14 protein-coding genes are annotated in these 17,810 nt (G+C 71.0%); 6 read left to right on the top strand and 8 right to left on the bottom strand.

Annotated features, from left to right (window positions below):
• Positions 1-1,243: 1,243 nt before the first annotated feature.
• On the bottom strand, positions 1,244-2,254 hold the full coding sequence (locus AB0F72_RS34940) for an NADP-dependent oxidoreductase (protein ID WP_360440812.1): 1,011 nt from the start codon (positions 2,252-2,254) through the stop codon (positions 1,244-1,246).
• A 109-nt stretch (positions 2,255-2,363) separates the two neighbouring features.
• On the opposite strand from AB0F72_RS34940, the gene AB0F72_RS34935 reads away from it, so the two are divergent.
• Positions 2,364-2,861 (top strand): helix-turn-helix domain-containing protein, encoded by a 498-nt coding sequence (locus AB0F72_RS34935; protein ID WP_360440809.1) that lies wholly within the window; start codon positions 2,364-2,366, stop codon positions 2,859-2,861.
• A 173-nt stretch (positions 2,862-3,034) separates the two neighbouring features.
• Here the strand turns inward: AB0F72_RS34935 and ligA are convergent, their stop codons facing one another.
• Positions 3,035-4,999 (bottom strand): NAD-dependent DNA ligase LigA, encoded by a 1,965-nt coding sequence (ligA, locus tag AB0F72_RS34930; RefSeq protein ID WP_360440806.1) that lies wholly within the window; start codon positions 4,997-4,999, stop codon positions 3,035-3,037.
• 32 nt (positions 5,000-5,031) lie between these two features.
• On the bottom strand, positions 5,032-5,466 hold the full coding sequence (locus tag AB0F72_RS34925) for a MarR family transcriptional regulator (protein ID WP_360440803.1): 435 nt from the start codon (positions 5,464-5,466) through the stop codon (positions 5,032-5,034).
• A 218-nt stretch (positions 5,467-5,684) separates the two neighbouring features.
• Between AB0F72_RS34925 and AB0F72_RS34920 the strand changes: the two genes are divergently transcribed.
• From AB0F72_RS34920 to AB0F72_RS34910, 3 genes are all read left to right on the top strand, one after another.
• A complete protein-coding gene (locus tag AB0F72_RS34920; protein ID WP_360440800.1) occupies positions 5,685-6,860 on the top strand; it encodes an MFS transporter in 1,176 nt (391 codons plus the stop codon).
• Between the two features lie 9 nt (positions 6,861-6,869).
• Positions 6,870-7,001, top strand: coding sequence for a hypothetical protein (locus AB0F72_RS34915; RefSeq protein ID WP_360440797.1), 132 nt, complete (start codon positions 6,870-6,872; stop codon positions 6,999-7,001).
• A gap of 149 nt (positions 7,002-7,150) precedes the next feature.
• A complete protein-coding gene (locus AB0F72_RS34910) occupies positions 7,151-8,053 on the top strand; it encodes an alpha/beta hydrolase (RefSeq protein ID WP_360440794.1) in 903 nt (300 codons plus the stop codon).
• Here the strand turns inward: AB0F72_RS34910 and fxsT are convergent.
• Genes fxsT through AB0F72_RS34885 form a run of 5 tightly spaced genes read right to left on the bottom strand, consistent with a single transcriptional unit; the run spans position 8,050 to position 16,606 of the window.
• The gene (gene fxsT / locus AB0F72_RS34905; RefSeq protein WP_360440791.1) at positions 8,050-11,907 is read right to left on the bottom strand and encodes an FxSxx-COOH system tetratricopeptide repeat protein; all 3,858 of its coding nucleotides are present in this window, start codon (positions 11,905-11,907) and stop codon (positions 8,050-8,052) included. The two genes, AB0F72_RS34910 and fxsT, sit on opposite strands and share 4 nt — an antisense overlap.
• On the bottom strand, positions 11,900-13,042 hold the full coding sequence (locus tag AB0F72_RS34900) for a TIR-like protein FxsC (protein WP_360440788.1): 1,143 nt from the start codon (positions 13,040-13,042) through the stop codon (positions 11,900-11,902). Before AB0F72_RS34900 ends, fxsT begins: the two co-directional genes overlap by 8 nt.
• Positions 13,039-13,701: a hypothetical protein gene (locus tag AB0F72_RS34895; protein ID WP_360440785.1), complete on the bottom strand. Its 663-nt coding sequence runs from the start codon at positions 13,699-13,701 to the stop codon at positions 13,039-13,041. The genes AB0F72_RS34900 and AB0F72_RS34895 overlap by 4 nt, the downstream gene beginning before the upstream one ends.
• Positions 13,698-14,474: an AAC(3) family N-acetyltransferase gene (locus tag AB0F72_RS34890; RefSeq protein WP_360440782.1), complete on the bottom strand. Its 777-nt coding sequence runs from the start codon at positions 14,472-14,474 to the stop codon at positions 13,698-13,700. Before AB0F72_RS34890 ends, AB0F72_RS34895 begins: the two co-directional genes overlap by 4 nt.
• Positions 14,462-16,606, bottom strand: a complete 2,145-nt coding sequence (locus AB0F72_RS34885) for an FxsB family cyclophane-forming radical SAM/SPASM peptide maturase (RefSeq protein WP_360440858.1) — start codon at positions 16,604-16,606, stop codon at positions 14,462-14,464. The genes AB0F72_RS34890 and AB0F72_RS34885 overlap by 13 nt, the downstream gene beginning before the upstream one ends.
• A 325-nt stretch (positions 16,607-16,931) precedes the next feature.
• On the opposite strand from AB0F72_RS34885, the gene AB0F72_RS34880 reads away from it, so the two are divergent.
• Positions 16,932-17,420: a hypothetical protein gene (locus AB0F72_RS34880; RefSeq protein WP_360440779.1), complete on the top strand. Its 489-nt coding sequence runs from the start codon at positions 16,932-16,934 to the stop codon at positions 17,418-17,420.
• Between the two features lie 71 nt (positions 17,421-17,491).
• The gene (locus AB0F72_RS34875) at positions 17,492-17,809 is read left to right on the top strand and encodes a hypothetical protein (RefSeq protein ID WP_360440776.1); all 318 of its coding nucleotides are present in this window, start codon (positions 17,492-17,494) and stop codon (positions 17,807-17,809) included.
• Position 17,810: the final 1 nt, after the last annotated feature.

Genomic DNA, 17,810 nt, shown 5'->3' with positions numbered 1-17,810 from the left:
CCGGCAGCACTGGTCCGGCAGCACTGGTCCGGCAGCACTGGTCCGGCAGCACTGGTCCGGCAGCACTGGTCCGGCAGCACTGGTCCGGCAGCACTGGTCCGGCAGCACTGCCGGGGGCGGAGAGATCGTCTCTCTCCGCCCCGACCCCCATCGGGCTCACCGGGCCATGAGGCTCGCCGCGCCCACCGGGAACACCGGGGCTGTCGGAATCAGCAAGCCCACCGGGAACACCGGGGCTGTCGGAATCAGCAAGCCCACCGGTCACACCGGGCTGTCGGAATTAGCGAGCCCACCGGGCACACCGGGGCCTACCGAGCCCACCCAGCGGTGACCTTGCTGGCTAATTGACGAGACGTCGCCCGGTAGGGACGTGAGGGGGCGCCGCCCGGTTGTCGATCGTGGAGCGGTGCGGGCGGGCTGGCGCTCAGTGCTCTCGAAGCCGGTATCCGGCAGCGCTGGTGACCAGCTCGTCTTGTTCGGCTGCCGGTCAGTGTTCTCGCCGGTCCGGCGGGGAGAGCACTGTCCCTGCTGGCTAAAACTCCGCTACCAGCAGATATTCGGCCTAAACGGCTGTCGCGAGGTGGCATCCCCCGATCTTGGAACGCGCCGTCCCGGCCGTAGCTCACACATGTGATCAAGCCCGGATAACCGCTCTGGTCTACGGCTGGCGTCGCCGGGCCGTAGCTCAGGCATGTGATCAAGGGGATAGCCGCTCTGGCCTACGCTCCGCCGGCCCCGAGGGCGGCTTGGCGAGTGGTCAGCGGCGGCCGCGCCCACGTTTCCGCAGGCAGTGTTCCTCAATCAACCAGCAGGGTCAGCACTGAGCGCCAGGCGGACCACGCTCTTCCACGATCCACACCAGCCCGAGACGGCACTCACGACCGCTGGTCCGGCTGCCCGTGAGTGCTCAGGCGCGGCAATGCTCCGGGCGGCACAGCGCTGACGACCAGCTGGTCGGGTCCTGGTCGGCGGAGATCACCGACGGGACGAGGGGTCGACGGTGATGCGGGGTGTTGTCCGGGTACGACATTCGGCCCAGTGCATGAGCTGAATGAAGAGCGTGCCGTCGCGTTCGGGGACGGCGTCGGCGACCGGGCGCCAGCCCGCGACGTGTTCGGGGGTGTAGACGCCGGGCGTGTTGAGGCATCCCTGCCCGCCCGTGGACGGCTGGTGCCCTCGGCGATGATCAGGCCCAGGGTGGCGCGCGCCGCTGCTGCACCACTGCCGGGACCGGGCTGCGTCGTCATGCGGCGTCCATCCGGATGACGACCTTGCCGGCTTTGGCGCGTCCCTCCTCGACGTAGGCCAGGGCTTCGCGGGTCGACGCGAAGTCGAAGGCCCGGTCCACGGACGGCCGGATCGTCCCGGCGTCGATCAGGGTGGTGATCTCGCGGAGCTGGTCGCCGCTGGCCCGCATGAACAGGTACGAGTACCGGACACCGAGCCGGCGGGCGCGCCGCCGGATCCGGAAACTCAGCGCGGCGATCGCCAGCCGCACCACGGGGTTGGCGCCGGCCTGCCGGGCGAAGGCGGGGTCGGGCGGTCCGGCGACACTGACCACGATGCCGCCCGGCTTGAGCACCCGCAGCGACTGGTCCAGGGTGTCGCCGCCGACGGTGTCGAGCACGACGTCGTAGTCGCGCAGGACCGTCGCGAACGGCTGCTTCGTGTAGTCGATGACGACGTCGGCGCCCAGGGTCCGTACCAGATCGGTCTTCGCGCTGCTCGCGGTCGTTGCCACCTGGGCGCCGAGGTGTTTCGCCAGCTGGATGGCGATGGTCCCGACACCGCCGGCACCGGCGTGGATGAGAACCTTCTGACCCGGCCGCAGGTTCGCCCGCTCGACCAGGGCCTGCCAGGCGGTCAGGCCGACCAGCGGGATGGAGGCCGCCTCGGTCATGGTGAGGGTGGCCGGTTTGGCCGCCACATCGTCCTGGTGCATCGCGATGAGCTCGGCGAACGCGCCGATCCGGTTCTGGTTCGGGCGGGCGTAGACCTCGTCGCCGACCGTGAACCGGGTGACGCGGGAACCGGCGGCGACGACGGTGCCGGCGAGGTCGTTGCCGAGGACGAACGGCGCCCGGTACGGCAGGATCGCCTTCAGGTCCCCGGACCGGATCTTGAGGTCGAGTGGGTTGACGCTGGCCGCGTGGATCCGGACCAGCACGTCGTCCTCGCCGACGACCGGGTCCGGCACGTCGCGGGCCTGCACGGTGCCGGCGTCGCCGTAGTGGTCGACCACGAATGCCTTCATCGCTTCTCCTTCTCGAATTCTGCCCACCTCGGCGGTGGCGGTTGTCGTATCGGCGGCCATCCCGGCGACCTGAGTATAAAAAGTAAACCTAGCCGGTAGGATGGGTGCCATGGACATGACCACCGAGCCGCGTCTCGATCGGGACACCACGAACTGCTCGATCGCCCGCACCCTGGAGCTCGTGGGGGAGAAGTGGACCCTGCTGGTCCTGCGAGAGATCTGGTACGGCGTGTCCCGCTTCAGTGACCTGCACCAGATGCTCGGATGCCCGCGCAACCTGCTCGCCGAGCGACTGCGCAAGCTCGTCGACAACGGCATCCTCGCCACCGAGGCCTACCAGGCGGAGGGCGCCCGCAGCCGATACCGATACGTCGTCACCGCCAAGGGGAACGACCTGGTTCCGGCGGTGCTGGGGCTGCTGCAATGGGGCGACAAGTACCGCGCCGACCCGACCGGCCCGGCCATCGTCAACCGTCACCGCGGCTGCGGCGCCGCACTCTCCGTCCAGGTCCGCTGCGAGCACGACCACCACGTCCCGGCGGCCGAAATGGAGATCACCCCAGGCCCCGGCTTCCGGACGAGGTCAGATCCCGAACCCGCCACCTGAGCGCCAGGAGCGGGGGCGGGGCGCGGGCCGCGGGCCGGCAACGGAGTCGGCGGCCCGGGGGCCGGTGGCCGGGAACGGAGTCGGCGGCCCGGGGGCCGGTGGCCGGGAACGGAGCCGGCGGCCCGGGAGCCGGGGCCGGGGGCCGGGGGCCGGGAGTGGAAGCGGGAGCCGGGTCAGGCGAGCATGCGGGCGAACTCCTCCGGGTCCAGGACCGGGATGCCGAGCTGGGCGGCCTTCTTCGCCTTGCTCGTGCCGGTCTCGGCGGTGACCAGGGCCGTCGTCTTCGCCGAGACGCTGCCGCTGGCGGTGCCGCCCAGGGCCTCGATGCGCTCGCTCACCGTGGTGCGGGTGTAACCGGGGACGCTGCCGCTCACCACGTAGACCTGGCCGGCCAGCGGTTTCGGGGCGCCGTCGTCGGCGACGGCCATGGCCAGGCCGTGGGCGGCCAGCCGGTCGATGACGCCGGACATCGCGGCCAGGCCGTCGACCACGTGCTGGGCCTTGATCAGGCCCATCTTGTCGATCTCGGCGATCTCCTCGACCGTCGCGGCGCGCAGCGCGTCCATCGTCTTGAAACGGGACGCCAGCCAGCGGCCGACCGAGCGGCCGGTCATCCGGATGCCGAGGGCGGTGATGACCCGGTTGAACGGCTGCTGGCGGGCCTGCTCCAGACCGGCCATGATGCGCGCCGCGGTCGAGGCGCCGACCTGGCGGTTGCCGTCGCCGGTGCGGGTCGTCGCGAACTGCTCGGCGGTCAGCGCGAAAAGGTCGGCCAGGTCGCGGACCAGACCGGACTCGACCAGGGCGATCACGATCTCCTCGCCGAGGCCGTCGACGTCGAGGCAGTCACGGCTCGCGGCGTAGGTCACGGCGCCGACCAGGGAGCAGGACGGGGTGTGGCAGCGCCACAGCAGGCTCGACTTGTCCCACGGCTCGCCGCACTGCGGGCAGCCCTCGGGCGGCGCCCACGGGATCAGGCCGTGCGGCTGCTCGCCGATCGGGGTGGTCACCCGCGGGATCACGTCGCCGGCCCGCCACACCGCGACGGTCTGGCCGATCGCGAGACCCTGGTCGAGCACCCACTGCGGGTTGTGCAGGGTCGCCCTGGTCACGGTGGTGCCGGCCACGTAGACCGGGTCGATGACCGCGCGCAGCGTGATCCGCCCGGTCCGGCCGACGCGCACCTCGATGTCGCGCAGCACGGTGGCGGCGGTGTCCGGCGGGTACTTGAAGGCGGTCGCCCAGTAGGGTGTGCGGCTCGCCAGGCCCAGCCGGCGGCGGGTGCTGTCCCGGTTCGCCTTGATCACCGCGCCGTCGATCGGGAAATCGAGGTCGTCACGGTGGGCGCCGATCTCGTCGATCGCGGCGGTGACCTCCTCGGCGGTGTGGCGCTCGCCCGCGACCGCCGGGATCAGGCCGCAGGCGGCCGGGAAGCCGAGCGTCGCGGCGAACGCCATCCGCTCCAGATGAGTGTCGAAGTCGCCGCTGATCTCGTAGGCCGCGAAGGTCATCGGGCACTCGTAGACCCGGTCCACGCTGCGGATCGCGCCGGCGACCGCGCCCCGCGAGTTGACGAACGCCTTGCCGCCGGCCGCGACCCGGTTGGCGCTGGAGGCCTCGAAGTCGGCGACCGTCATGTAGACCTCGCCGCGCACCTCGCCGGTCCAGTCGCTGCCGAGCGTGACAGGCAGACCGGCGATGCCGCGCCGGACCTGGCCGGTGACGCCCTCCCCGGTGCTGCCGTCGCCGCGCAGCGCGGCCAGCGTGAGGGCGCCCGACACGTATTCCGCGCGGATCGCCAGGCCGTCGAGTTTCACCTCGACCAGACAGCCGTCGCCGCCGAGCGTGGCGACGAAGTCGGCCACCTCCTCCGGCGTGGTGATCTTGTCGAGGGAGAGCATCGGCGTGGGGTGCCGCACGTCGCCACCGGCCGAGGAACCGGCGGCCACCGCGGTGGTCACGCCCTGGTCGTCCCACTCCGGGTGGGTGGCGGTGGCCGCGGCGATCCGGCCGGCGAGGACGTCGTAGTCGGCGTCGGTCATCAGCACGTCGCCGCTGTCGTAATAGGTCCGCGCGGCCCGGCGCGCCTCGGCCACGGCCTGGTCGAACTCGTCACGGCTGGCGAACGTCTCGGTCATGCGGGCAGCCTAGAACAGAGGTACGACAGTTTTCACGCCTGCAGGAACGCGACGAGCCCTTCGAGCTCGGGCTGCCTCGTCGCCTCCGCCAGCGACTCGGTCAGCGCCTGGTCGTGGGTGGGCCGGGCCCGGCCGAGCAGCGCCTGCCCGGCCGGCGTGAGCTCGGTGTAGATGCCGCGCCGGTCGTCGGCGCAGAGGATCCGGGTCAGCAGCCCGCGGTCTTCCAGCCGGGTGACCAGCCGGGTGGTGGCGCTGCTGGAGAGCGCGGCGGCCCGGGCCAGCTGGCGCATCCGCATGTGCCAGCCGTCCTGCCGGCTCAGCGCGTCGAGCACCGTGTACTCCACGACGGAGAGCTGGTGCTCGGCCTGGAGGCGGCGCTCCAGCTCGGTCTCGATCAGGCCGTGCAGCGCGGCGAGCCGGCGCCACCCCTGCGCCCGCACCTCGACGGCGTCATCGCGGATCCCCACGTGGCCCACGATACACCGCCCGACGCCGGTAGGAGACTTGCGCCGATATAGCGCGCGTGCAACTATCGCCAAGTCGTTGCACGCGCGGCCTATCTGCGCCTGCAAGGCAAAAAGGCACGGCAAAGCAAGAGCACTGCAAGGCAAGAAGGCACGGCAAAGCAGAAGCACTGCACGGCAAGAACGAGCACGACGAAGAGCTCTAGAAGGAGAACACCACCATGCCCATCGCGCTCTACGCGCTCGCCATCGGCGGGTTCGGGATCGGGCTGACCGAATTCGTCATCGCCGGACTGCTGCCCGAGGTCGCCGCCGACTTCAGCGTGACCGAGGCCGTCGCCGGATATCTGATCTCCGGATACGCGCTCTCCGTCGCGGTCGGCGCGATCGTGCTGACCGCCGCCCTCGGCCGGGTCGACCGGAAGAAGGCGCTGCTCGGCCTGATGATTTTGTTCATCGTCGGCAACCTGCTCTCCGCGGTCGCCGCGAACTACGAGCTGATGCTGCTCGGCCGGATCCTCGCGGCGCTCTGCCACGGGGCCTTCTTCGGCATCGGCTCGGTGGTCGCCGCCGATCTCGTGCCGGCACACCGCAAAGCCGCCGCGATCTCCATCATGTTCGCCGGCCTGACCATCGCGAACGTCCTCGGCGTGCCGCTCGGCACCTTCCTCGGACAGGCCGCCGGCTGGCGTGCCACGTTCTGGGCGATCGCCGCGGTCGGTGTGATCGCGTTCGCCGGCATCGCGCTGCTCACCCCGGCCACCCCGGCAGCCGAGCGCTCGGCCGGCAGCGAGTGGCGGATCTTCGCGAACCGCCAGGTCTGGCTTTCCATGATCGTCACGGTGCTCGGGTACGGCGGCATGTTCGGCGCCTTCAGTTACATCGCCTACACCCTCACCGGAGTCAGCGGGTTCGCCGCATCGACCGTACCGTGGCTGCTCGTGCTCTTCGGGGTCGGCCTTTTCGCCGGCAACATCGCCGGCGGCAAGGCCGCGGACAAGAACCTCGGGGGTACGCTCGTCGCCCTGCTCGCCGGGCTGGCGGTGGTCCTGGCCGTCTTCGCCGCGACCGCCGGCAGCCAGATCGCGACAGTCGCCGGCCTGATCCTGATGGGCGGGTTCGGCTTCGCGACGGTCCCCGGCCTGCAGATGCGCATCCTCGGACACGCCCAGGGCGCGCCCACGCTCGCCTCCGGCGCGAACATCGCCGCGTTCAACGTCGGCAACGCGTTCGGCGCCTGGATCGGCGGCCTCACCCTGGCGGCCGGCCTCGGCTACACCGCGCCGCTCTGGGCCGCCTCCGCCCTGACCCTCGCCGGCCTGCTCGTCTTCGTCATCGCCGCGCGCCTGCCCGGCGGCGAGTCCCACCACGCGGCACCCAGCGCCGTCACCGTCTAGCGGAACACCGTGACCGTCACCCGCAACGACGGCGTCGTCATGCGGGGAGGGCTGACTGATTGCGATATGCAAGCGGTAATGGATCGAACTTATGGCTGGTTCGGCACGTACTCCTGGCTGTTTTTAGCCCATCTGAAATGAGCCCATGTCAGAATCGGGTCATTCTCGGTTGTATACGGGGTGGCCCGCTTCGCGGCTCCTAGTCAGGTCGCTGCTTCTGCGGCGACCGCCAATGAAATAGTCTGGCGGCGTCGCGGGTCGCGACGGCGATCGATGTTCAGGGAGTTCGCGTGTCCCACGACCGAGTCAGTCACCATGAGGCGAAGACCCATGACGGACGGGTGCTTACCTACGACGTGACCGGTCATCCCGACGGCGAGCCGGTCTTCCTGCTGCACGGTTCCCCGGGCAGCCGCCTCGGCCCGAAACCCCGCGGCAGCATCCTGTACCGCCTCGGCGTGCGGCTGATCTGCTATGACAGGCCCGGTTACGGCGGATCCACACGCGACGAGCACCGGAGCGTGGCCGACGCCGCCGGGGACATCCGCGCGGTGGCCGCCGACCTGAACCTGAAGCGGTTCGCGGTGGTGGGCCGCTCCGGCGGCGGCCCGCACGCGCTCGCCGCCGCCGCGCTGCTGCCGGAGATGGTAACCAATACCGCCGTGCTGGTCGGTCTCGCGCCGTCGGACGCGGACGGTCTGGATTGGCTCGGCGGAATGACAGACGGAAATGTCCGGGAATATGAGACCGCCCACAACGACTGGCCGAAACACGTCGAACGTTTACGTCTTAAAGCCGACCAGGCCCGCCGTAATCCGGAAATAATGGTCGATTCTCTGCGGGGCCAGATGACCGACCCTGATCGCCGGGTCGTCGACGACATCGGGATCCGCCGCCTGCTCACCGCGACCTACGTCGAGGCGTTCGCCCAGGGGCCGTACGGGTGGATCGACGACGTGGCGGCGTTCCGCTCGGCCTGGGGTTTCGACCTGGCCGCCATCACCGGCCCGGTCCTGCTCTGGCACGGCGCCGAGGACAACTTCTCCCCGGTCAGCCACGCCCGCTGGCTGGCCGAGCGGATCCCGCAGGCGGAGATCCAGGTGCAGGCCTCCACCGCCCATTTCGGAGCGGTGGAGATCCTTCCCGAGGTGCTGAACTGGCTGACCACCGAGCGGCCCCTGGTCCCGCGTTAGAACGGGTGCGGGTCGAGCATGCGGTGCAGGTACCGCCCCTCCCGCATCGCGACGACCGCCGGGTGGTGCGTCCCGAGCGCCGCGATCAGCCGATCACTGGCGTAGCCGTCCTCGGCGGACGCCGGCTCGCCGGCCGCCAGCCGCATCATCGCCTGGTTCACCGCGCAGCGCAGGGTGTCCGGATGCTCCGGCCCGAGCACGTCGCGGTGCGCCCGCATGGTCGGCTCGATGATGCTCAGCGCGGTGCGGATCTCGCTGGTCTCGGCGTGCAGGATCGCCAGGTTGAGGCTCGCGGCCAGGGTGTACGGGTGCTCCGGCCCGAGCACGTCGCCGAGATCGCGGGTGGCGTCGCGGGCGAACCCCAGCGCGGTCGTGAGGTCGCCGGCGGCGCGGTGGGCGGCCGCCAGGTTGTTGAGGCAGATCAGCGTGTGCGGGTGCCGCCGGCCGAGGCTGTCGCCGTAGGTCCGGCGCACCTCCTCGAACTCGCTGATCGCGCTGGGCACGGCGCCGATCGCGAGCAGGCTGACCGCGCGGCTGAGCCGGCAGGCGAGCGTGTCCGGGTTGGACGGCCCGACCACCTCGTTGAGCTGCTCGTACACCTCTTCGAGCAGTTCCGCGGCGCGTTCCGGGCGACCGGCGCTGCGCAGTGAGACGGCCAGGTTCGCCTTGGCGCTGAGGGTGCGGTCCGTCGTCGGCCCGAACACCTCGGCGTACTGGGCGGCGATCTCTTCGAGCACCTCCACCGACCGCTGGTAGTCGCCGGCTTCGCGCAGGTCGCGGCCGAGGTTGGTGCCGTTGCTCAGGGTGAGCGGATGGGTCTCGCCGCTGATCTCCTTGTTGCGGTCCCACAGGTCCTGGTCCAGCGCACGGGCCGCGCGGAAGTCACCGGCGAGCCGGTGCGTGGTGGCCAGGTTGCTGAGCGCCATCAGGGTGCGTGGCGCGTCGTCGCCGAAGTTCTCCATCCACGTGGCGTACGTCTGCTCGTCGCGCTCCCGGGCCTCGGCGTACCGTCCCACGGCGCGCAGGTCGGCGGCGAGACCGCCGGCGGTCATCAGGGTGTGCGGATGGGTGGGCCCGAGCAGGTCGAGCTGCTCCTCGAGCACCTTGGCGTCGAGGGCCAGGGATTCGTCGAAGTGGGCCATCTGCCGCAGGATGTTCGCGACGTTGAAGCGCAGGTGCAGGATCTGCCGGTGCAGCGTCTCCCGGGTCTCCGGGTCGGGGACGGTCTTGAGCATCCGGGTCCAGCGCTTGTCGATCTGGTCGCCGAGGTCGCGCCCCTCCTGCAGGCCGCCGTTGTACCAGAGGTAGCGCACCCGGTCGATCATCAGCTGGCGGACCAGCTCCTCGCCGCAGGTGGCCGCCTCGGAGAGCTCCAGGTGCGGCCAGAGCATCCGGAACCGCTCCCAGGACCGGGAGTCGTCGATCTCGTAGCGGGGGCGCAGCCCGGCGAGCACCACGTGGATGTCGTGCCGGGCCTCGCTCAGCTCGGCCGCTGTCATCCGCTTGCGGAGCACGTGCTGCAGCAGGCGGTGCACCTGGATCTGGCTGCGGTTGCGGTCCAGTTTGAGCAGCGCCAGCTTGTTGATGTGCTGCACCAGTTTGAGCCGGTAGGCGCGTTCCGACACCAGCCGGTCGTACTTGCTGAGGACACCGGCCAGCTCGTCGCTCTGGATCAGGTCGAGGGAGATCTCCGGCGCCAGCACCGAGCAGAGCTGCAACAGCCGGTACGCCGCCTTGGACCGTTTCTCCAGCAGCTCCAGCGAGAGGTTCCACACCTCGTCGACGGCGCTGTCCGGACCGGCCTGCTCGACCCGTCGCAGGTACCCGGTGACGTCCTCGCCGGTCTCGGCGAGCCACGCGCCGGTGGCCGCCACCGCGATCGGCAGGTCACCGAGGGCCTCGGCGACCTGGTTGGCCTGGTCCGGACGGATCGTGGTGACGCGCTGCCGCAGGTGGGCGATGCTCTCGCGGCGCTGGAAGACGTCGATCTGGACCGGCCGGGCGTAGTCGCCCCACTGCGTGTTCCGGGAGGTGATCAGCACGTGGCCGGGGCCGTCCGGGACGAACCGCTGCACCTGCTCGATCTCTTCGGCGTTGTCGAAGATGAGCAGCCAGCGCGGGTGCGGCGTGCCCTGCTCCAGCGCGCCGATCACGGACATCGCCTTGTCGGTGACGCTGGACTGCGGCAGCGGCAGCTGGAGACGCTCACCGAGGTCGGCGAGCGAGATGTCGATGAAGGTGACCTGTTCGGCGTCGATCCACCACACCACGTCGTAGGCGTTCTTGAAGCGGTGCGCGTACTCCAGCGCGACCTGGGTCTTGCCGATGCCGCCCATCCCCTGCAGCGCGACCGGCTTGGCCCCGGAGAGCACCACCTTCTTCTCGCCGCGCAGCTGGGACCGCAGGTCGCGCAGGTCGGCCTCGCGGCCGGTGAACCGGGCGTTGCGGGCCAGGGCCTGGAACTCGACCGGCGGGGTGCCGGGGTAGCGGACCCCGATCTCCTGTGGATCCACGTCGTGCAGGGTGCGCCCGACCAGGCGCAGCACCCGTTCGAGGGCCTGCTCGGCGGTCTTGTTGCTGAGGAAGGCCGAGGAGGCGGCCGGGTAGTTCGGCAGCGGGGAGAGGTCGTCGACGTAGACGGCACGGGCCGGCCGGGGGCCGCTGCGGTCGCGGGGCACCAGCTCGGTGGGCCCGGTCGGGTTGTTGTGGGAGATCAGCGTGATCCGGGCGCCGCCGTCGGCGGCGGCCTCCGGGCTGTCCGGCTCGTGCACGTGCAGCCCGGCCGCGGCCAGCGCGCTGCCGACCCATTCGGCCCAGGCCGAGTCCTCCGGCGCGTAGTGCAGCGTCACCTCCTCCACGGTGTGCGAGACCTGGCGCACGAACCGGGCCACGGTCCGGGCGCGCAGCGTCTCGTCCAGCTCGGGCAGCGTGCTGACGTCACCCCGGGTGATCTCCGCGGTCAGCCTCTCGTACGCGGCCAGCAGCGACGTGGCCTGCCCGGATGAGTCGCCGAACGTCGCGAGGATCTCCTCGTACGCGTAGAAGGGCCGATAGGGCACCTCCACCGCGTTCCAGTACCGCCGCCGCTCGGTGTGGCCCATCCCGGCCGGCAGACCGGGGAACCGCTGCATCGCGAAGGAGCGCCCGGCGTCGGCCTTCTCCTTCTCCGCCGGGTCGACGCGCATCGGCACCGGCAGGATCCGGATGCCGCGCCGGGCGTGCTTGTGCTCGATCGACGCGGCGACCTTCGCCGCGCCGTCGATGCCCTGCTCGGCGAAGGTGAAGCAGTCGACGAGGGTGTCCGGCAGCTGGATCGTGCAGATGTCGGCGACGTCGCTGAGCCCGGTCCGGCTGTCGATCAGCGTGTAGTCGTAGTGCGCGCGCATGTCCTCGCCGAGCGCGTCGAGGAACTCGCCGCCCTCCAGCCGCCCGTAGAAGTCGTCCCAGTTCATCCCGGTCAGCGTGGTCGCGTAGTCCTGGTTCTGCCGGCCGGCCGAGATGAAGTCGAGCTGGCCGTCGCCGGGGAAGTGGTCCCAGTCCAGCGAGAACGCGTACCGATGGACCCGGGCGAAATCCCGGTGCCAGCCGGCCTTGCGCTGGGCGGCCTGGTCGGCCTTCATCTCGTACGTCCGGATCATGTCGATGATCCCGCCGGTGGTCTCCAGCGCCCCGGGTTTCATGAACGGCGCGAAGAAGCGGTGCAGGCCGGGCGACTCCAGGTCCCAGTCGGCGACCAGCACCCGCTTGCCGTTGGCGGCCAGGATCCAGGCGACGTTCGCCAGCGCCATGGTGCGCCCGGTGCCACCCTTGAACGAGTAGAACGTGACCACTTTGCCGTGCCGATGCTCAGTCATCGCCATTGCTTCTCTCGGTCTTGCCGTTGGTGGGAGTCACGGATCCGTGCAGCGTGGGCCGCGCCGCGATGCCCCGGCTGTGCACGATGTCCCGGCTGTGCACGGTGGCCCGCCGAAGATAGTGGCGGCGGGCCTCGCTCACCGCCGACGGCATCAGGTCGGCGAGCTGCCCGACGTCGGACACCTGGTAGACCCGGGCCGCGCCGAGCGCCTCCAACCGGGACGCCGTCACCTCGTTATAGCCCGAGTCCTGCGCGCCGGTCACCACGATCGGGGTGACCCACCGGTGCAGATGACCGCGCAGGACCGCGAGCCGGTCGTCGCGCCGCGGCTCGACCAGGACCACCGCCGGTGAGTCGTCCAGCGACTTGAGATCGCCGGACTGGTCGACCATCCGGGTGGGCAGGCCGAGGCGTTCCGCGACGGTGGCGACGAACTCGGCGACCGGCGGATCGAGGACCCCGCCGTACGGCTTCCACGGTGTGCCGCGCCCGCCGAGCACCGCCACCACGAACGGGGTGTCCGGTGAGGGCGTGTCCGGCACGGTGATCTCGTCGATCGGCACGGCCCGGGACGGCGGCAGCTGGCTGCGCGCGCCCACCTGCACGATCTGCTGCGCGAGCTTGTCGATGATCCGGCGGTAGTGATGCCGGTAGGAAGCGAGCATCCCGAGGGCGCGCAGGCCGTTCTCGGCGTACTCCTCGATCCCGGAACCGAGCGGGAGCGCGGCACTCACCTCGGCCACCCGGTCGCCGGCGGGCAGCGGGATCCAGAGCACCGGGATGATGTGCGCGCGGGCCCGGTCCCGCTGGCCGGGGAACGCGCGGTCGAGCCGGTCGAGGAAGACGGCGCGCTCGCGCATCGGCCACGACTTGTTGAAGTAGCCGGGGGAGTAGAGCGGCACGAAGACGGCGGCGCGGGCGAGCTGCTCGGTGATCAGGGCTTTCCAGTCGGTCCCGGGATCCAGCAGGTAGTCGGCGAAACCCACGTCGGCCGGTTCGGCGCCGGTCCGGTCGGCGACCGCCTGCGACAGGTCCTCGAAGCAGCGGCGCACCCACACGTCGGTGTCGGTGTCGCGCCGCCCGGAGTTGCTCAGGGGCGCGGAGTGCGCGTAGCTGAGGAAGAACCGGCTCATGGCGTGCCCTCCGTGAAGCTCGTGCGCAGGCCTTCGATGCTCTCCGGGATACCCGGTTCGACGTGGTATCTGCTGTGGATGCTGCGGATGTGCAGTGCCAGTTTCCAGACGATCGACTTGTAGATCGCGATCTGGTCGGTGTGCAGGAGGCCGAGCAGGCCCTCCTGCATGTACCGGGTGAGGTGCTCCGGCGGGAGTCCGGTCGGCTGGAAGAGGTTCACCCGGGCGATCGGCTCCGGCAGCGTGTCGATGTCGACGGGCGTCCACAGCACCGGGATGATCGCGGTCTCCGAATGGGGGCGCGGCCCGCCGCGCGGCACCACTTTCCGGCGGCTGAACACGTCCCACTCGCGGGGGCACCAGATGCTCTGGTACAGGAACCGGTTGGAGACCAGGCAGACCAGCACCTGGCAGGTGCCCGCCGCCTCCAGCACGGCCCGCTGCCAGATCTCGCCGCCGCCGCGGCCGACGTCCAGGTAACCGGGCTGACCGCCGACCGGCGAGCCGATCAGCTCGTCGACCAGCTCGCTCAGCTCGTCGAAGAGGTTGATCACGTGGTTGGGCTCGCGGGGTGGCCCGACCGTGAGGGGACGTTTCGGGCGCGAGTAGCTGAGGAAGAACACCGGGGCGCCCGGATCGTCCGCGGTCATGTCGGTCACCGGGCGTCCTCCTCTCGGCTGCGATTCTCAGTCAACCATCGAACCGCAAAATCCACTGCGGGCCTTATCGGTACGATCATGACGGGTGTACGTCCGATGTGGCCGGTCCGGGTCTGCCCGGTTCTCTCGAAAGCCGCCCCCAGCAGCGGGAAGTCACCGTCGTAGTGATCGATGCCGACGAACCGTTCGGCGACCCGGCGGCCGTCGCGCTCGACGAAACACTGGTACAGCCTGCGGCGCGGCCGGTCCACCCGCTCCTCGGCCAGGTGCAGCGCCGTGCAGCTCTCCCAGCCGCAGCCGATCATCAGGGCGTGCGCGCCGCCGCGGTAGAGCGGGCCCAGCGGCGACCGCTCACCCAGGTGACAGTCCAGGTCGTGGACGGCCATCAGCTCGGCCGCGCGCGGGCCGATCGCCGCGAACGAGGTCTGCGGATGGGCGCTGCGGACCGCGCCGGGCAGCCGCCGCACGTACTCGGCGAACGCGCCGCAGCCCCGCGACGGCATGTCCGGGGTGAAGCCCGGCATCCCGGCGAGGTAGGCCTCGCGCTTCTGCTCGTCCAGGCCGGCGACCGCCGCGCGGAACGCCGGGCTGGTCGTGGAGTTGTGCGCGGTCTGCGCCGGCACCACGATCGTGGTCTGCGGCCCGGTCGCCTCCCGCAGCGCGGTGAGCAGCGACAGCGCGCCGCCGGGCAGCGGGCCGAGCGCTCGCATCGAGACGTGCACGAGCAGGTCACCGGGGGGCAGGCCGAGCGCGGCCAGGTTCACACCGGCCATTTCTCGGCGGTGGCGGCCAGGCCGTCGATGAACCGCCGGCCCGCGGTGGTCAGCGCCCCCGAGGCGGTCAGCGCGCCGATCGCGCCGACGGTCCAGTCCCGGTACCGCGCGTAGTGCCCGGCCGCGCCGGGCATCCCCCGCTCGGCGCGCTGCCGCCAGATCTCGGCGACGGCCAGATGAGCGTACGTTCCCTGCAGCGCGCTCTCGGCCGGCCGCGGATCCGGCCGCCAGCCGACCCGCAGCAGCGCCGGGGAGTCCGGGTCCACCAGGTCGATCAGGTCGAGGACGGCGCCCAGCTTGGTGTGCTGGAACTCGTGCACCAGCAGCACGGCGAGCGCCTCCGGGTCCGGGGTGAACGCGATGCCGAGGGCGCCGGACGCCTGCCGGGCCGTGGCGCTGCGCAGCGTCACCGGGTCGGGCGTCAGCGGGGTGATCGTGGTGAGCCCGGCGGCCAGGCCCGCGGCGTGATCCGGGGCGTCGCGCGCCACCACCCGCCAGGCCGCGGTGATCGCCTCGTCCCAGGCGCACGCCTGTTCCGGCGTCAGGCGGCCGGTCGCCGGCCAGTCGTGGCAGTCCCGGTACGGGTCGGCGTCCTCCAGCAGCAGCCCCGGGCCGATCCGCCGGGCCGGGTCCAGATCGGGCGGCCGGGCGCCGTTGACGGTCGTCACGCCGCCGGTGAGCGTGCCGAGGGTGGGCAGGTGCACCCGGCCGGCGCGGGGGGTCACCGTCACGTCGGTGTCGGCGCCACCGGCGATCACGGCGGCGGCGGCCAGGTCGGCGAGCCGGTGCGGGCCGTCCGTGCCGCTGAGGAACTTGACCGCCCAGACCCGTACGAAAGGATGGGTCAGAATGCGGCGCACCGCGCCGGGATCGTGCTTGTCCAGGGCACTCAGCACCGACCACGGCTCACTCTCCGCGCCGGTCAGCCGGTCGGCCGCCGCCACCAGCAACGCCCGGTTGATCGACTCCTGGGTCGCGGTGAGGTACGCGATGCTCGACTCGCCGCCGGCGCCGGTCGCCAGCTCGTCGAAGACCGGGTCGGGCAGTGCGGACTGCCCGGACCGGGTGGTCGGCGATTCGTCGTTCATCGCGGTGATCAGTCCCTTCAGGTCGGCGCAGTACACCGACGGATTGTCGAACCCGGACCCGGTGCGGAACCGGTGCGCGTAGAGTCCGCCACCGCAGGCGGTGACGACCGGGCAGGCCCGGCATGTCGCCGAGAGGCCGGCCAGCCCGCTCTGCCGGTGCCGCATCATCGGGGTGGTGAGCAGCTCGTCGGCGGAGGCCGTGAACACGGTCAGGCCGGTCGCCGCCGCGCCGTCGAACGCCGTCTTCATCGAGTCCGGCTGCTCCCACGACCCGTCGGTCTCCACGACCGCCACCTCGCCACGGTCGATGCCGACCGCCTCGGTGCCGCTGCGCCCGCCGGCCGCGATGTCCCGCAGCCCGTCGAAGAGCCGGATCGGCACCGGGCGCCCGTCCGCCAGCCAGCGGCGGTGCAGCCGGATCAGCCAGTCCGCATGCCCCGGCAGTGGCGGGTTGTCCCAGGTGGCATGGGGGAGCAGCAGGTCGATGCGGGGTGGTTCCTCGGCCAGCAGCGCCTGGTAGACCGCGATCGGGTCGTTGCGGACGTCGATCGTGCAGAGGATCCCGGCGTAGATCTCCGGATGCGCGCGCAGGACGGCCAGCCCGCGCAGGGTCCGCTCGTGGCTGCTCGTGCCGTTGCGGTACCGCCGGTGCCGGTCGTTGGCGGCCCGATCGCCGTCCAGCGACACCCCGGTGCGCACGCTGAAGCGGGTCAGCAGCTCGGCCGTCGCCTCGGTCAGGCGGATCGCGTTCGTCTGCATGCGCAGATCGACGGGCACCGGGATGACCTCGGTCAGGATCGTGAGGAGCTCGCCGAGCCGGGCCGGGCCGAGCAGCAGCGGCTCACCGCCGTGCAGCACCACGCCGACGGTGGGCAGCCGGTGCCGGACGGCGTGCTCGGCGATCCGCTCGGCCGTCCGGCGCGCCACCTGAGCCGACATGATCGGCGGCCGGTGCCGCCAGGTCTGATCGGCGTGCTCGTACACGTAGCAGTGATCGCAAGCGAGATTGCACAGCTCATGTACCTTCAGGACGAACTGGCGCAGCGGTCGTGCCGAAGCCGGTGCCCCAGCGATCTCAGATGGCCGACTGGAAAGCGGAGACCTCAGAAGGCCGCTCCCGATGCCGCTTCTCCGGTTCCTCCGGAGCGACCGACCGCAGAATCCGATCGACGATCGCAGTGACGTTCCGCCCGGCCCCACGATCGAGCGGAACGGGCAGGGTCATAGTGGGTTCTTCCACGGCGCTCTGTCTCCCCGGGGACCAGCAGTCGGCACGCACGCTCGTCCGATCCGGACGCGCGGATGCCTAGAGCATAGACACTATTCGACATAAAGTCATCAGAATCTGACTCGCTGTGGGGGGCCGTGGATGACCGAAGAACTGTGGACGGCGGAGATCGGACCTGCCGCGTACGACGGCTCGGCCGAGAAGTACCAGACCGCGATCCTCGAACAGTACAAGCTGTACGTCGAGATGGCCGACCGGATCAGCGCCCGCCGCGCCCTGGCCAACACGTTCTTCCTCACCCTCAACTCAGCGATCTTCACGAGCATCGGCGTCTTCTGGACCCTCCGGCCGGACGCGGCGCAAGGCTGGCTCACGCTGCCGTTCCTGGCGTTGGTGGTGCAGTGTGCGGCGTGGTTCTGGTTGCTCCGGTCGTACCGGGAACTCAACAAAGTGAAATATCGGGTTATCGGTGATCTGGAGCAGCGGTTGCCGGCATCGCCGTTCTGGCGGGCGGAGTGGGGGCAGCACCGGGTGTTGCGGGGGACTCCGCTCTCCGCGGTCGAGCAGGTGCTGCCGCTCTTCTTCGCGGTTCTGTACGCGGCCGGGGTGCTGGTGGCTGTCACGTCGTGAGGTGGGCCCCGGAAATTGTCATACCCCGGGGATAGCGTCCCTTCCACTGGAGCCGAGCGCGTGGAGGTCCGATGTACCGGCAGGGCGATGTGCTGATCATCCCGGTGGAGAAGGAGCAGGTCCCGGCCTGCGCCCCGGTGCCCCGCGACCGCCGCGGCCGGATGATCCTGGCGCGCGGCGAGGCGACCGGCCACGCCCATGTGGTCGGCGGGCCGGGCCTCGCGCTGATCGCCGACCTCGACGACCCGGAGCGGATGTTCATCGACGTGCCCACCCATGGCCGGGTCACCCACGAGGAGCACGGCCCGATCTCGCTGCCGGGCGGGCACTACCGGGTGGTGCGCCAGCGTGAGTATGTGCCGGGCGCCTTCCGGCCGGTCGCGGACTGAG

Source organism: Actinoplanes sp. NPDC023936, assembly GCF_040639325.1.
In the GTDB taxonomy this organism is placed as follows: Bacteria; Actinomycetota; Actinomycetes; order Mycobacteriales; family Micromonosporaceae; genus Actinoplanes.
This window is presented reverse-complemented; position numbering and strand designations above follow the sequence as displayed.